Annotated in this window: 10 protein-coding genes; 4 read left to right on the top strand and 6 right to left on the bottom strand. The window is 70.6% G+C overall.

Annotated features, from left to right (window positions below; all coding sequences use genetic code 11):
* The first annotated feature begins 69 nt into the window (after window positions 1-69).
* Window positions 70-1,173, top strand: a complete 1,104-nt coding sequence (locus tag POL67_RS31565) for a hypothetical protein (protein WP_271923880.1) — start codon at window positions 70-72, stop codon at window positions 1,171-1,173.
* Window positions 1,174-1,339: 166 nt separating this feature from the next.
* A complete protein-coding gene (locus POL67_RS31560) occupies window positions 1,340-1,813 on the top strand; it encodes a hypothetical protein (protein WP_271923878.1) in 474 nt (157 codons plus the stop codon).
* 3 nt (window positions 1,814-1,816) lie between these two features.
* Here POL67_RS31560 and POL67_RS31555 read toward each other — a convergent pair whose 3' ends face one another.
* The 3 genes from POL67_RS31555 to POL67_RS31545 all read right to left on the bottom strand — a co-directional run bounded on the left by POL67_RS31555 (window position 1,817) and on the right by POL67_RS31545 (window position 5,456).
* The gene (locus POL67_RS31555) at window positions 1,817-2,830 is read right to left on the bottom strand and encodes a diacylglycerol/lipid kinase family protein (RefSeq protein ID WP_271923876.1); all 1,014 of its coding nucleotides are present in this window, start codon (window positions 2,828-2,830) and stop codon (window positions 1,817-1,819) included.
* Window positions 2,831-2,958: 128 nt separating this feature from the next.
* A complete protein-coding gene (locus POL67_RS31550; protein ID WP_271923874.1) occupies window positions 2,959-4,032 on the bottom strand; it encodes a hypothetical protein in 1,074 nt (357 codons plus the stop codon).
* Window positions 4,033-4,118: 86 nt separating this feature from the next.
* The gene (locus POL67_RS31545; RefSeq protein ID WP_271923872.1) at window positions 4,119-5,456 is read right to left on the bottom strand and encodes a hypothetical protein; all 1,338 of its coding nucleotides are present in this window, start codon (window positions 5,454-5,456) and stop codon (window positions 4,119-4,121) included.
* Between the two features lie 186 nt (window positions 5,457-5,642).
* Here POL67_RS31545 and POL67_RS31540 point away from each other — a divergent pair, with 186 nt between their 5' ends.
* Complete coding sequence (locus POL67_RS31540) at window positions 5,643-6,998, top strand: MFS transporter (protein ID WP_271923870.1); 1,356 nt, start codon at window positions 5,643-5,645, stop codon at window positions 6,996-6,998.
* Here the strand turns inward: POL67_RS31540 and POL67_RS31535 are convergent.
* Complete coding sequence (locus POL67_RS31535) at window positions 6,995-8,470, bottom strand: metallophosphoesterase family protein (RefSeq protein WP_271923868.1); 1,476 nt, start codon at window positions 8,468-8,470, stop codon at window positions 6,995-6,997. The two genes, POL67_RS31540 and POL67_RS31535, sit on opposite strands and share 4 nt — an antisense overlap.
* Before the next feature lie 176 nt (window positions 8,471-8,646).
* Here POL67_RS31535 and POL67_RS31530 point away from each other — a divergent pair, with 176 nt between their 5' ends.
* Complete coding sequence (locus POL67_RS31530; RefSeq protein WP_271923866.1) at window positions 8,647-9,444, top strand: hypothetical protein; 798 nt, start codon at window positions 8,647-8,649, stop codon at window positions 9,442-9,444.
* A gap of 299 nt (window positions 9,445-9,743) precedes the next feature.
* On the opposite strand, the gene POL67_RS31525 is transcribed toward POL67_RS31530, so the two are convergent.
* Window positions 9,744-11,018 carry a patatin-like phospholipase family protein gene (locus POL67_RS31525; protein ID WP_271923864.1) on the bottom strand — a complete coding sequence of 425 codons (1,275 nt, stop codon included), beginning with the start codon at window positions 11,016-11,018 and terminating at the stop codon, window positions 9,744-9,746.
* Window positions 11,015-15,439: a serine/threonine-protein kinase gene (locus POL67_RS31520; protein ID WP_271923861.1), complete on the bottom strand. Its 4,425-nt coding sequence runs from the start codon at window positions 15,437-15,439 to the stop codon at window positions 11,015-11,017. Before POL67_RS31520 ends, POL67_RS31525 begins: the two co-directional genes overlap by 4 nt.
* Window positions 15,440-15,450: the final 11 nt, after the last annotated feature.

Here is a 15,450-nt window from a genome sequence, read left to right as displayed (position 1 = left end):
TGGGGGGCCTCGCGTGGTCCGGCCCGGTCGGACCTGACACCCTCGCGAAAACGAGATACATCGTGCGCCATGGCTCTACGCGCGAACGTGGCCCGATGCGCGAGCATGATCGCGCTCGGGCTCGTGGTCTCCACGATCGGATGTCAGGAAGAAAAGAAGCCCGCGGCGCCCGTCGCCGACGCGGGCGCGGATGCCCAGACCGGGCCGGTCGTCGGCGGCAAGCTCGGCGAGGCCCTCGCCGCCGCGGCCCAGGCGCCGCCTGCGCAGTCCGCCGGCCCGAAGGACGCCGCAGGGGGGCCGCCCGAGTCCGGCATCTTCGAGTCCGCCGCTGCCGACGCGGCCCACGCCCCCATGGCAACGCCGAAGCTCGAGCTCTTCGGGGACGGCAGTGATCCGAAGGTGCCGCTCTCGTACGCGTTCGCGGGGGGAGACGAGCGCAAGACGACGCTCCTCCTGCAGGTACGCGCGGCGCAACAAGGCCTGCCGCCGCTCATCGTCGAGCTCGTCTTCAAGGCCGACAAGGCGAAGGACGACAAGAAGAAGACCGACAAAGCGGCCGAACCAGCCCCGTCGGGGCAACCCGTGGTCGTGAAGCTCGCGGCGGTGAAGGCGATCCGCGGCGACGTGCCGGCCGAGCTCAAGAACCTGAAAGACAGCGTGATCCGTTATCGGCTCGGGCCCTCCGGGATCGCCACGGATCTGGCGATCGAGTACCCGAAGGACTCGACGCCGGGGATCGAGCTCGTGGTGGGCTCGCTGGTCGACGCGGTGCTCGCGTCGACGGTGCCTTTGCCCGACAAGCCGGTCGGCGTCGGCGCGTACTGGATGGTGACGGATCGGGCGCGCTCGTCGGGCGTGGATGTGCTGCGGTACCGCGTCGCGAAGGTGGAGAAGCTCGACGGCAAACGGGCGACGCTCTCGCTCGAGGTCCGGCAATACGCCGCGAACACGACGCTCGGCCTCCCGGGCCTGCCGAAGGACGTGCCCGTGTCGCTCGAGCGCTACGAGTCGCGCGGCAAGGGCGAGATCGAGGTCGGCGACACCCGGTTCATGCCCGAGCGGGGGCAGATCGCGCTCGTGATGCAGTCGCTGCTGAAATCACCGAATCAGCCGGCAGGTCAGCAGCTCGTGATCCAAACGGAGACGAAAGCCGCGCTCGGGGCCGCACCCTGACGCGCAGGACGGGAGCACGCTGACCGAGCGATCCCGTCCGCTGCGCGACGATTCCGTGCGGCACGTTCCTTCCTCACGGGGAGGGGCGTTGGCGACACTCGTGCATAAAACCCCTGTGGGGAGGCGCGGCGGGCCCGTCCGACGGCGGGGTCCTCGCGGTATCAACATGGGGGACGCCAAGAACAAGGAGACCGCGCAATCGGAGATCCCGGCGAGCCTGTCGAATTTCCTCGCCGATACCTCGCTGACGGACGGCCAGAGGCGGCGGATCGCGCTGTTTCGCAACGTGGAGAGCGCCGTCTGCTCGCGCATCGAGCAGATCTGCGTGACGAGCGGGCTCGACGTCGTGGACGTGGCCGTGCTCGTCGTCGACGTCTCCGCGCACGAGCTGTTCTTCCAGGACGAAGAGCCCATCGGCACGTGCGTGCTCATCGGGCACCGCGACAAGGTCCACGCCTTCCTGCGATCGGCGCTCCCGCCCGCGGAGGACGCTCCGTTCGACCCGTACGAGGACCTCCGCATGGCCGCGCCCGCTCGGTGCGTCCGTGTGATGATCGTCGACCACGAGTCGCTCACCGTGATGAGCTACGGGACGTTCGTCACGGTGCGGCTCGACGCCGCCGACATGCCCGAGGCGTGAGCCTCAAGAATTGCCGGGCTGAATCCAGGGCGGGGGAAACGTGAACGTGCTCCCGCCCGGCGGCCGGATGCCCGCCTTGTGCTCCACGACGATCTGCACGCGCGGCCCCACGCGCATCTCGAGCGGCCCGCGATGCTCGTGGAGATCCCCGTCGAGCACGTACCGCACCACGCCCGAGCGAGCCTCCAGGATCGCGTGCTCGGCGAGGTGGTCGTAGGTGTGCTCCTCGCCCATCGGGCGCGCCTGCCAGATGTCCGGGAGCTTTTTGACGAACCCGAGCGCGCTCGTGTGGATGCCGAGGATGTGGAAGCGGCCGGGGACGTGCCCCGAGCGATAGAAAGGCCGGAAACCGAGGCCAATCTGATCGACCGTGCCCGCCGCGATGCAGAGGTAGTCCCGCATGGGCAAACGCACGCCGCCGGAGAGCTCCACCGAGCCTTCCCAGCGCTCGGCGACCGGCGTCCGGTGCCCGAGCATGACGCTCTTGCTGGCCTCGTAAAGCGTGGACGCGGCGTGGACCGGGTTCGGCTCGGGGTGCCGGTAGTACTCGGCCATGTATCCGTGGATCGCGCCGGTACCGAAAATGAACCCGTAATGGTCGTCGATTCGCATCGTGTTGCGTTCGACCACCCGAAGCGAGGCTTTTCCACGCTCGTTGTAGCGGGCGATCAGCGTCGAGAGCAGGCCGTCGGGCTTGCCGCGGGGCACGCCCACGGCGTTCGCCACCGTGTTCATCGTTCCGCCGCGCAGGAACGCGATCGGCGGGAGCGGCTCGTCGCTGTAGACCTCGAGGAATCCGGTCAGGGTGATGTGATTCGTGCCGTCTCCGCCGGAGATGCCGAGCACGTCGATCTTGAGTTTCCGGAAATCCTCCGCGATTCGCGCGAGATCCTCCCTCGTCTGCGCGGTGCGGACGACGCCTCGATCGCCGAGGGTCCGCGCCAGCCGCGAGGCCGCGGCCGGGTCGCGGCGGTTCTGTCGGGAGCGCGGATTCAGAACGACGCCAATGCCACCCATGTGATCATCCGTTACGGGATTGCGTCGAAACGTCAAGAACTTCGCGACAGCGAAATGCTTTCAAACGCCTGCGAAATGGCCTTCGCGGAGGTGACGATTCGATTACGCGCGTCGTTCGGAGCGCTCGATCACGACTTCCCGCGTGGCGTTTTCCAGCGGGCTTCGAGATGAACACGCACGATATCGGCCATGAGGCCGATGTGCGCGCAGTGATCGGGCTTGTCGTCGCCGGTGTAACCACGGACGTGGAAATCACCCTTGTCGTAACGACGGATGAGGTCGAGCCCGAGCACGTCCGCGCGCTTGGCCTTCTTCGGCTTGCCCTTGAGCTCACCGATGACGTAACTCGCGACCTCCGTCGTCGACGCGTAGCCGGGCGGGATGATCGACGAGTGGCTCAGGAACATGAACGCCTGCTTCTTCGCGGCGCGCTTGGCGTAGTCCACGAAGACGTCGATCTGCCCCGTCTTCAACGCCTTCGAGCGCTCGTCGATGTACCCGGTGTGCAAGGAGTCGAGCAGGATGACCGCGTCGACGCGCTTGCCGGCCGGCTGGCGGAGGATCTGCTCGATCGCGCCGTACCCCGCGCTCCACGACGAGAGCGCGAGCTTGCGGACATGCGCCTTGGGGTTGCCCGTCTTCTTCGCCATGGCCGCCTCGACGCTCGCGAGGAGCTGCGTGAACGTGTTCGGCGCCGCGAACCCTTGCGCGTACGCGCCCGAACCAATGCCGAGGTCGATCCCCACGAGCACCGAGCCCTTGGCGGTCTTGACGAACTCCTTGCGGATCGGCTCGTGGCCGTGGAAGTGGACGACGAGGTCGAAGCCGCCGCTCTTCGTGATGCCGCCCTTCTTCGGGGCGATCATCTGGCCGATCGAGGGCTCGTTCGACCAGCGGTCGTAGATCCCGAAGCCCGGGTCGGGGGTCATGCAGGGGTGGATGCCGCCCCGGCGCTTCTTGGCAGGCGCGCTCGCCTGTTTGCCTTCGGCCTTGGGGGCCTGCGCCGCGGCCGGCTCGGCCTTGGGCGCGACGAGGACCGCGGGCTTGTTGTCCGCCTCTTTCGCGGCTTCCTGGGCCTCGGGCTTGGGCGCGGTGTCCTCGGCCGATGCGGGCAGGGACGCGAGGAGAGAGGTCGCTCCGAGGAGCGAGACGAGCGCGCCGATGCGGGAGAGGCTCTTCGAGGAAAGGGAAAAGAAGCGCATCCGGGTCTTGGCCTCCTCGCATGAATACGGCGGAGAGGCGAGTTTATTGCCGCGGACGGCCGAGCTCGTGAAGAAAGTTCGGTGGTTCAGCGACCGGGATAGCCGCCGCCCGGGGGAAAACCGCCGCCCGGGGGCATGCCGCCCGGGGGAAAACCGCCGCCGGGATAACCCTGGGCCATGGCCTGCTGCGGGTAGGGCTGGGCCGCGCCGGCGTCGGCGGCGGCGAGGATCTGCTCCTCGGCCTGGGAGGCGAGCTGCGCGACCGTGGCGGCCTGCTCCTGCGCGGAGAGCTTGCTGAAGAAGGCCCAGAACTCGGGCTCGCGGCCGAGGTGCACCGTGGAGAGGACGAGCACGATCGGGACCGCGGGCTTCTCGATGTCCGCGAGCTCGGTGGCGCGCCTTCGCCAGTTCGAGAGGCCCTCGAACATGCGCACGGTCCACTGGAAGCCGAGGCCGAGGAGGAGGCCGACCATGACGCCCGCGACGAAGATGTCGGCGTCGAGCGGGAACACGAACGCCGCGATGAGGCCACCGACACCCGCGCCGATGACGAGCCCCGGCTCGCCGCCGTTGTGCTGCGAGGCGAGCGTGAGCAGCGCCGCGGCTTGCATGCCGGAGTTGCCCGTCTTGGCGGCCTCGCGCAGCGGCAGGAGCGTCTGGAGGCGCCGCGAGGCCGCCGCGCGCACGCTGAGGAAGCTCGCGAGGAGGGCGAGCACGCCGATGAGCACGCCGAGGCCCACCGCGAGCTCGCGCGAGAGCAGGCCCTTCGGCAAGGGCTCGCGCACCTGCGCGGTCTTCGCCTTCTCCTGCTCGGCGTCGGCGGCTTTCTTGAGCGCCGCTTCGGTCTCCTTCGCCGCTTCGAGCACCTTGTCGACCGGCGCTTCGCCGAGCGCCGCGAGCAGCTTGCGCGCGGCCTCGACCTGCGACTTGTAGTCCTCGCCGGGCGCCACGGCGGCCGCGCTCGTGACCGCCTCCCAACCCCGCGTCGCTTCGGACTTCGCGCCGGTCACGCCCTCGACGAGCGGCCGACACGGCGCGAGCAGCTTGACCTGCTTGTAGGACGGGAGCGCCGAGGGCCAGGCGAGATCCACGTCGGGCTCTTTCTCCTTCGGCGGCGGCGGCTTCTTGCCTTTCACCGGCGGCGGCGTGGCGCTCGGCGCGGCCGTCGCGGCGAGGCGCGCGGCCTTCGCGGAGGCCTTGAACACGGGGATCTCCGTGTTCAGCCGATCGGCGGCGGTCTGGCAGGCCTTGGCCTGCTGCGCCTTCGTGTCCGCGGCCTTCGCGGCGGCGATCGCCGCGGGATCGGGGATCAGCCGTCCTTCGGCCGTGACGAGCCGCACGACCGCGCCTCCGAACGACAGCACGAGTACGGTCAGCGCGATGATCGTCCAGCGCATCTCCTCGCGTCGGGTGTAGACGTTCACCGCGCTTCCCCCATCCCGGAAACCGTGGCCCCAGAGCGGCGCCGGCAGAGCCTCGACATGTCGTCTCCACGTCTAAACGAGATGGCCGAAAACCGCTACCTTCTGGACGAGGCCCCCGGTCTTTCCGCGGTGCGTCGGCCAGAAGGTGGGCCCGCCGGAGCTTTCTGTTGTAGGGGACTCGGCAACGTGTCCGTCGTCGAACGAGCGTCCGCCCGCGCGGAGGTGGCCTCTCCGGGGTCTTCTCTCGAAGAGGTCTACACGCCTTCGAAGAGCACGCCGCCGGACGAACCGCGGCGCGAGGCCGAGGACAAGGCCGCGGAGAGCCCGCTGCGGGCGGCGCCGTGGGTCGCCACGACGTACTTCGGCGAGGGGCTGCCGTACTCGATCGTGCATCAGGTGAGCGCGGAGCTCTTCACGGCGTTCGGCGCGAGCCTGCAGGCGATCGGGTACACGGCGCTGTACGGCTTCGCGTGGAACGCGAAGTTCCTCTGGAGCCCGCTCGTCGACATGTACGGCAAGAAGCGGGGCTGGGTCGTCGCGACCCAGATCGCGCTCGGGCTCGCGGTGCTCGCGCTCGCGATGCCGGCCGATCGCGGGGATCTGCCCGTGGTGGCGTGGGGGCTCATCGTGGTGTCGGTGCTCGCCGCGACACAGGACATCGCGGTGGACGGCTTCTACCTCGACGCGCTGCCGGAGAAGCGGCAGGCGGGGTTCTCGGGGCTGCGCGTCGCCGCGTTCCGGGTCGCGATGCTGGTCGCGAAGGGCGGGCTCGTGGTGCTCGCGGGGATCGCAGGCGGTTGGCGGTACGCGTTCTTCGCGGCGGCCGCGATGATGCTCCTCCTCGGCGTGGGGCATGCGCTGTTCTTGCCGCGTCCCGTGGCCCCCGCGCGAGCCGAGGTCGAGGCGCGCGCCGTCCGGAAGGCCGACGCCTCGTACGTGCAAGCGTTCGTCACGTTCCTGCGTCAGCCCAGGGTCGGGCTCGTGCTCGCGTTCATCCTGACGTTCCGCGCGGGCGACGCGCTCATGTTCGCGATGCACACGCCCTTCCTGAAGGATCTCGGCCTGGACCTCGCGCAGCGCGGGTTCGTGAGCGGCACGTGGGGCACGGTCTCCTCGATCGCGGGCTCGATCCTCGGCGGGATGGTGGTCTCGCGGCTCGGGCTCGAGCGGACGCTCAAGCCGATCGCGATCCTGCAGAGCGCGGCGATCCCGCTCTACGCGTGGCTCGCCTGGACGCGGCCGGGGATCGTGGCGATCACGGCCGTGGTGCTCGTCGAGCAGTTCGTGGCCTACGCGGGATCGGCCGCGTTCATGGTCTTCATCATGCGGCGCTGCCAGGGCGCCTACCGCGCGTCGCACTTCGCGATCGGCACCGCGCTCATGTCGCTGGCCACGACGCTCGCAGGCTCGGTGAGCGGGCACCTCGCGAAGAGCGTCGGCTTCACGACGTTCTTCCTGCTCGCGTTCGCGGCCTCGATCCCGGGCGTGCTTCTGTCGATGTTCGTACCGACGAATCGCGCGGACGAGGCGCCGGCAAGCTAAACGGCGCGGGCGTCGTCGCTCCGGATCTCGGGCGTCTCGCTGCGCAGGATGGCCTCGCTGCGCGGCGGCGCTTCGGCCTGCGGAGCGCGGACGATGCGGGGCACGATCGCCCCGCGCTTCCAGGCGTAGAGCCCGCCCGTGAGCGCGCCGTGATCGTCGCTCGTCAGCCAGACGAAGGGGTGCTCGCCGACGCAAGGAGCGCCGTCGGGGCCCGAGGTGGCCGCGGACCACGAGCCGCTGTTGCCGATGAACACGTCGCCCTCCCACGAGCCCTCGGGGGTGTGCGTGTGGCCGAAGACGACGGCGCGCGCATCGTGGATCCGCGCGACGCTCCGCATCACGCGGCCGACGCGGCGCCACGTCTCGGCGAGCGGAGGCTTGGGGACGAGGCGATCGTAGAGCACGAAGAGCAAGAGCGGCACGAGCGCGCCGAGGAGCCCGAGCGGCATGCCGACGACGCCGATGAACAGGGCGCCGAGCGCCGCGCCGACGAGGATCACGAACACGTGATCGACCCAGAGCTCGCGCACGACGCGGAGGAGACGCGACTCGGCAGGAGGCTCGAAGAGGCGGGCGTGGCGCATGATGGTCGCGACGCGCTCGCCCGTCTCGCGGGCGCAGGCGATCACGTTGCCGCGGTACCGCGCGCGGCAGAAGGGCCGGCGTGCGCGCCAGAGGCGGCCGAGGATCCGCGCGGCGCCGAACGCCCAGATGAGCGCGAGCCAGCGGCGCGAGAAGAGGTAGTAACGCGCCCAGTGCAGGAAATACCCGAGCTTCGTCATCATGACGGAGCTGTCGTCGTGCGGGTTGAAGTAGCCGAGGCGCGAGACGAGCAGCCGCGTCCCCATCGAGCCCATCGTCGCCACGATCTCGCGCCCGCCGTCGTCGAACGGGGCCATCGGGTAGCGGTAGCTGCAGTAGGGATCGTAGAGGTGGCCGTGCTCGATGAGCACACGATCGGGCGTCACGTGCATCCACGCGCGGAAGTGGATCCGCGCCGCGATTGCGGCACGCGCGCTCGGGCTGCGATCACGCGCCACGAGGGCGCACGCGGCGTCGCAGAGGCGCGCTGTGAGGTGCACGCGGACCTCGGGCAGCGTGAGCAGGACGTCGTGGTTGCCTGACACGATCACGATCTCGTGCCCCTCGTCGAGCACGCGCCCGAGCGCTTCGAGGACGATCGGGTGATCGTCCAGGATCGCCGCGATCGCCGGCACGCCATGGTCGGCGTCGCGCGGGAGATCGTGGCAAGCGCTGCGTCCGTCGATCACGCGCGGGGCGTCGAAGTCGAAGACGTCGCCGTTCAGCACGAGCGTCATCCGCTGCCCGCGGACGGCGTCGAGCACCGCGCCCAACATGCCCGCGAGCTCGCCGTCCGGCAGGAATGCGCGCTGCCGATGACGCATCCACGGACCCGTCCCCGGCTCCACTTCGCAGAGGTGGATGTCGGAAATCACGAACGTGTGATGCATTACGTTTAGGATGACACGACGGCGAGGCGCACGCCTGCCAGGGAATCTCCTAACGGCTCGAAATCATTGGGAACGGACGGGGACCGTCGGCGGCGGTTCGGGGGGATTTTCGGGGCCGCAAGGGCTTGCGGAGGGGTGGCGCGGACGCCCAGGTTCTACCGAGACGGAGGGGAGCGATGCGGGCAACCGAGGCGTTGGGGCGGGCGATGGGCGGGCTTTTGTCCCCGATCGCAGGGGAGGGGAGCCTGCTGCGGCGAGCGCGGCTCTTCCATCCGGACGGCGTCTTGTTCCGGGCAGACGTGCGGCCGCTCGCGCGCGAGGGCGCCGCGGGAGAGCTCGCGCAGCGGCTCGCGGGGCCCGCGCTCGTGCGGCTGTCCTCCGCGTGGTGGCGTCACGAGAAGGAGCTGCCGGACGCGCTCGGGATCGCGGTGCGCTTCTGCGGGCGCGCGCCGACGGCGATGTCGGTGGAGGTCTCCGCGCGGGATCAGGACCTGCTCTTCGCGACGTTCCAGCACATCTGGTCGCTGCCGTTCGCGCCGCTCACCACGAACGTGCACGACTACCTGGCGAACGAGTACCACGCGATCCTGCCGTTCTACGTGCTCGGGCTCGGGCGCGTGAAATTCAGGCTCGTGCCGGCGCGGCAGAGGGAGACACGAGGCAGCCGGCGCGAGCGGCTCGAGCGAGCCGTGGCCGCAGGGAACGCGGTGCTGCGGCTCGAGGTGACGCAAGCAGGGGCGCTCGGCGCGCGGCTGCGTTCACCGGAGCAGATCCTGCGGATGTCGCGATGGGAAGCGGTGGCGCTGATCGATCTGGAGGAGCGATCGCTCGTGGATCAGGAGGCGCTGTCGTTCACGCCGTTCCACGCAGGTCGCGGGATCATGCCGGTCGGTCCGTTCCAGATGCTCCGCGCCGCCACGTACGCCGCGAGCCGCGCGGGGAGGAAGGTCGCGTCGATCGAGGGCTCGTCGTGATGACCGAGGGGGTCGACGCGTGGCGACCCCCTCGGTCGACGATGACCAGCGGGTGTCGACACGAGGCGACCCCTTCGGTCGACGACGACCAGCGTGTGTCGACGCGAGGTGACCCCTTCGGTCGACGACGACCAGCGGGTGTCGACGCGTGGCGACCCCTTCGGTCGACGACGACCAGCGGGTGTCGACGTGTGGCGACCCCCTCGGTCGACGATGACCGGCGTGTGTCGACGCGTGGCGACCCCCTCGGTCGACGATGACCGGCGTGTGTCGACGCGTGGCGACCCCTTCGGGACGACTCAGTCCACCGGCGGCGGGATCGTCCAGCTCGTGTTCTCGGCGTGGCGCGGCTCGTCGTCCTCGTCCGCGCTGCCGAAGAAGTCGGCGATGTCGTGCCTGCGCGCCTCGGCGTCGGCGCGGCCGAGATCGATGAGCCTGCGCGCGAAGGCGCCGTCGAAGAGCAGGTAACTCGCGAGGTCCGCTTCGGTCGCTTCGCCGACGTCGACGAGCGTGAGCATGCGCCGCGCGAACGCCGGGCCGCCGTGGATGTTGCCGCGACGCACGTACTCGGCCGCGAGCTTGCCGATGTCCTCGCTCGGGCGCACCACGAGCGAGTGGATGCGGTTGTACGGCATGCTGCCGCGTCGCTCGGCGCTGCCGTTGACCTTCTGCAAGAAGTCGCCGCCGAAGGTGCTCTCCGCGTCCTCGATGATGTGGTTCAAGCGCGTCATCACCTCGAGGTCCGTCTGGATGTGGTCGAGGAGGAACGCGTTCAGGATCTTGCCGAGCAGGAAGGCCGCGCCCGGCGGCTTCTCGTCTTCGGGCATGGTGCTCGGGCCCGTGAGCTCGCGCGAGAGGCCGATCGCGAAGACGTGCGTCGCGCCGAGCCGGAGCGCCGGCGCGATCGGCGTGTTCTGCCGGACGCCGCCATCCATGAAGAGCTCGCGGCCGATGCGGACGGGCGGGAACAAGATGGGGATCGCCGCGGAGGCGAGCGCGTGCAGCGGGCCGATGTGCGCGCCGCGGATGAGCGTGCGCGGCGGCGCTGTCGTGGGCAGCGCGCCGTCGGGGCCGGTCTGCATGAAGATGACCGTGCGGCCCGACGCGACCTCGGTGGCCGAGACGCTGAGCGCGCCGAGGTGGCCACGGCGCAACGTGCGCGCGATGGCGCGCCACGGGATCTCGCGCTCGACGAGCTTGGCCATCGGCGTGACATCGAAGACGCCGGCCGCCATCTTGCCGCCGCCGAGGAGGACACGCGGCAGGCTCACGGCCTGGCGGAGGCCGAAGCCGAGCACATCCGGCAGATCGAGCTCGGTCCAGAGGTTCGCGAGGCGGCGGATGCCGGTGGTCGCATCGCTGAGATGCGCGGCGAGGAAACACGCGTTGATGGCGCCGACCGAGGTGCCGCAGAGGATGTCGATGCGCGGGACCGCGCCGCGTACGCGCGCGAAGTTGTCGAGCACGTACGACAACACGCCGACCTCGTACGCGCCGCGCGCGCCGCCGCCCGACAAGATCAACGCGACCTTTCGTCGGCCCGCGCCCGCTCGCTTCGTGGTCTTCAAACTCATGCGATTCCGCCGCGACGGAGCGGATCCGACCGAGGAGAGAGGTCCGATCCGTCTGCCTCGGACAGAATGCGCTCGACGACGGGTCTTCGCAAGAAGAGCCCGCGGAGACGACCATCGCGAACGTAGCCGGCGACCTTGCGTACGTGCGTCGCGGCGCGGAGCAGCGCGTCACGAGCGCCGCTGGTGGCGCCTTTGCGCAGCGCTTCGATGCAGAGCGCGCGGACCTCGATGCCGTACTCGGAGAAGCTCGTGGCCTCGATCGCGCCGAGCGCCGTGCGAGCGAGCAGGACACCGGTGTGATGCTCGCCCGCGTCGACGCGCGCGGCGGCTTCGATGGCCGTCGCGTGAATGTGGTAGCTCAAAAGACCTTGCGGCTCGGCGAGCTTGCGGGCGGCCTGCGCGTGGACGACGGCCTCGTGCGGGCGACCCTCGGCGCGGGCGAGGAGCGCGCGGACGATGCGCTCGTGCACGGTGTCGTATGCGCTGCCGGTGACGGCGACGAGCGCGCCCGCGTCGCCGCACATGGTGGAGGCCTCGGCGACGATGCCGAGCTCGAGGAGGATCTCCGCGGAGCAGAGGAGCGTGTCGGCGCGCGAGTCCTGATCGGCGTACCGCTCGTGCGCCTCGCGGGCGCGCTTGAGGTAACTCAGGCCGCGCTCGGTGTCGCCGAGGCGCGCGTAGGCCTGGCCCACGTTGCTGAGCGTCTTGGCGATCTGGAAGCGGCCGCCGATGGCGAGGTCGATGCCGATGGAGGAGAGGCCAAGCGCGATCGCGTCCTCGAAGCGCTCCATGACGAACATGGCGTAGGCGAGCGCGTTCTTCGCGCGTGCTTCGCTGCGGCGCGCGCCGACGGCGCGGAAGACCGCGATGGCCTCGGCGTGCGCCGCGGCGGCCTCCTCGACGCGTCCGATGCGGCGGAGCAGGACGCCCTTCGAGCGGAGGACCTCGGCGCGCAGGCGCGGCTGGAGCTTGGCGGTGTGCGTGACCTCGAGCGCGCGCTCGCAGGCGTCGATGGCGCCCTGCACGTCGCCGAGATCGCCGAGGACCTCGGCGAGGATCGTGTACGCCTCGACCTCGAGCGCGGGCTGGCGCGCGAGGCGCGCGATCTCGGTGGCGCGTTGCGCGGCGGGCAAGCCGCGCGCGAGGTGGCCGTCGTCGCAGTCGAGGCGCGCGGTGCGGACGAGGGCGAGCGCGACGCCGCGGGCCTTGCCGCTCTGCCGCGCGAGCTTGCGTAGCGCTTCGAGGTGCTTGCGGCGCTCGCTCCGGCGGCCGAGGTGCCGGTAGATCGCTTCGAGCGCGGCATGCGCGTTCATGCGGCGCGCATCCTCGGGCGGGAGCAACGAGAGCGCGCGGAGGTAGTAGCGGAGCGCGAGCTGCTCCTGGTGGGTCGCGCGCGCGGCGCCCGCGGCTTCGAGGTACATCTCCGCGGCGGGCACGGCCGCCTCGCCGCGCGCGAGGTGGCGCGCGACGATCGCCGCAGAGAGGCCACGCGCGAGCGGGGTGCGCGACAGGTGCTCGCCGAGCGAGAGGTGCATGCGCGAGCGCTTGGCCGTGTCGAGCGCGAGGTAGGCGACGTCGCGCGCGAGCGGGTGGCGGAAGTCGACCGAGCCCGCGCGCCGATCGCAGAGCCCGCGCGCACACAGGCGCGTGATCGCCTCGTCGTCGGGCAGGCGCGCGAGCGCGAGGATGTCGGTCTCCGTCAGCGGTCCTCCGGCGGCGGCGAGCCAGTCGACGACGTCGTGCTCGGCGAGCGGGAGCTCTCGCAGGCGATCCCCGATGAGCTGTTCGAGCGTGGAAGGGAGGGCCTCGCTGCGCTCGCCGGGGCGCTCGTGCCGCACGAGCTCGTGGACACCGTCGCCGCGCTCGACGATCTCCAGCGTGCCGCGCTCGAGCAACGCGTCGACCATCTCCAGCAGGAAGAAGGGGTTGCCCGCGACGCGCGGGACGAGCTCGTTGCACACGGCCGCGACGCCTTCCCGGACGCCGAGCCGCGCCTCGACGAGGCGCACCTGCTCTTCCGGTTCGAGCCCACGAAGCTCGATCCGCACGAGGCCCTCGACGTACGGCAGCACGCGCTCGTCGGCGCGGGTCACGAGCACGACGAGGATCGGGAGCGGCTCGGGCCTGCGGAGCAGCTCCTTCAGGAGTTCGAGGCTCGCGCGGTCCGCCCACTGCAGGCCGTCGACGACGACGACGATCGGCTGCCTGCGCCCGAGCCCGGCGAGCAAGTGGCGGATGCCCTGGACGACGAGGTCGTGGCGGTAGTTGCTCGCGTCCTCTTCCTGGTGATCGCCGTGTTTGCCCGTCACGAGCTCGGCGAGGCGCAGGATCTCGCGCGGCGCGCTCGGGATGCGCGCGAAGGGGCCGAAGACGTCGCGCAGCGCGCCTTGCGCCTCGTCGAGCGAGTTGTCGAGGCCCATGCCCGTCACGTCGCGCACGACATCGGCGACGGTGGCGAGCGGCAGCTCCATCTTCACGGGCGAGCACTCGACCTGCACCACGAGCACCCCGCCCGGCAGCTCCGAGAGGAACGTCGAGACGAGCGCGGTCTTGCCGATGCCCATCTCGCCGACGACCACGCGCGCCACGAGCTCGCCGAATACCCTGCGCGACAGGGGCGCCGCGTCGAAGGCCTGCGTCCTCGGACCACTCGGCGACTCCTGCGCGCCGTACGCCTCCGAGGAAGGCGGCGAGCCCGGCACGCCGCCGAGCGGCGGTGAGACGGCGCGGTGATACGCGGCGTAGAGGTCCGCCTTTTCGGCGTCGCGGCCGACGAGATCACTCTGGCCGAGCGCGAGCTCCGCCGTGCGCTCTTCCCGCGTGAGCAGTCGATCGAGCGCGTAGAGGCGCATCTGCGCGGGGACACGGTGGCCACCCGTATCGCCGAGCGTGAGGCTCGGCGCCTCGCCCCAGCGGAAGTCGCGCCGCACGAGGCGGTAGACGCCGCCCGCGACCCACGTCGTGCCGAACGGCGTCGCTGCGCCCACGCGATCCGCGAGCAGATCCGCAGGCTCCTGCAGCGTGTGCCGCACGAGGTGGCCTTGGGGATCCCGCTCGCCCGAGGCGATGCCCCGCACGATGCCGATCGACGCGCGCAGCGGCGCGGGCAGGTCCTCGCTCGCGCCGTCGAGCGCTTCGTGCACGTCGATCGCGAGCGTCGCGGCGTCTGCCGCGGCGCGGGACGGGTTTGCCATGAGGCCAACGACGGCGCGCGCCGACCAGGGCGACTCCCACGACCACACCGCGCCGCGCTTGAACGCGATGTCGTCGAGCGTCTGGCGGATCGACGCGCCCATCCGCCGCGCTGCCTGTTTGCCTTGTGCGCTTTCGAGATCGACCGCGCCGTCGATGCGCAGCGTGACGACCGCGACGTGCCGGACCTCGCGGGCGACGCGCGTGGGCTTCTCTCCGTTCGTGCCTTCGGACGGCGTCCGCGCGAGCGGCACAGCGGCGAGCGTCGCGGCCTCGGGGGCCTCGCGCGGGCTCGCGAGAGGCAGCTCGAGCTCGCGGCCAAAGAGCTCGAGGAGCATCGCCTCGATCGACGCGGAGTCGACGAGCTCCTGCTTCGCGAGCAGGGTGCGCATGATCGCCGCGCTCATGTCGCGCGCGGTCTGGAAGCGGTGCTCCCGCGGCCCTCGCATCGCCTTGAGGATGATGGATTCGAGCTCGGGGGGGACCTCGCCGACGTGCGTCGACGGCGGCTGGAACGCGCCTGTCTTCACGGCTTCGAGGAGTGCGTCGTCGTCGAGCTTGCCGTACGGCGATCGCAGCGTGAGCATCTCGTACAGCACGACGCCGAGCGCGTAGATGTCGCCCCTTCGATCGACACGCTCGCCGCGCGCCTGCTCGGGCGACATGTACCCGAACTTGCCCTTCAGCACGCCGGCCTCTTCGCGGAAGAGGTTCGCGCTCGCGATGCCGAAGTCGGCGATCTTCACCGCGCCTTCGTACGAGACCAAAATGTTCTGCGGCGAGATGTCGCGATGGACGATCGCCAGCGGCACGCCGCGCTCGTCCTTGCGCTCGTGGGCGTAGTGCAGACCCTTGGCCGCCTCGGAGACGATGTGCGCGGCGACGAACGGCGGGATCCGCGTGCCGATGCGCCGCGCCGTCGACATGATCTTGCCGAGGTCGAAGCCCTCGACGTACTCCATCGAGAGCAAGAGCCCGTCGTCGCCGTGGTCGCTGAACTCGTAGACCTGGACGATGTTCGGGTGGTTCAGGCGCGTCGCGAGGTGTGCTTCCTCGACGAACATCGAGCGGAACCGTCGCGACGAGCCGTGCGCGGGCAGGACGCGTTTGACGACGAGCAGCTTGTACGTGCCCTCGGCGCCGCGCTTTTTGGCGAGGAACACCTCGGCCATGCCGCCTGCGCCGAGGCGGCGCAGGATCTCGAAGTCGGCGAGCTGGTCGGGGTGCATGGCCATCGTCG

It is taken from the genome of Polyangium mundeleinium (genome assembly GCF_028369105.1).
In the GTDB taxonomy this organism is placed as follows: domain Bacteria; phylum Myxococcota_A; class Polyangia; order Polyangiales; family Polyangiaceae; genus Polyangium; species Polyangium mundeleinium.
The sequence above is the reverse complement of the archived record's forward strand: the minus strand, read 5'-3'. Positions and strand labels throughout refer to the sequence as shown.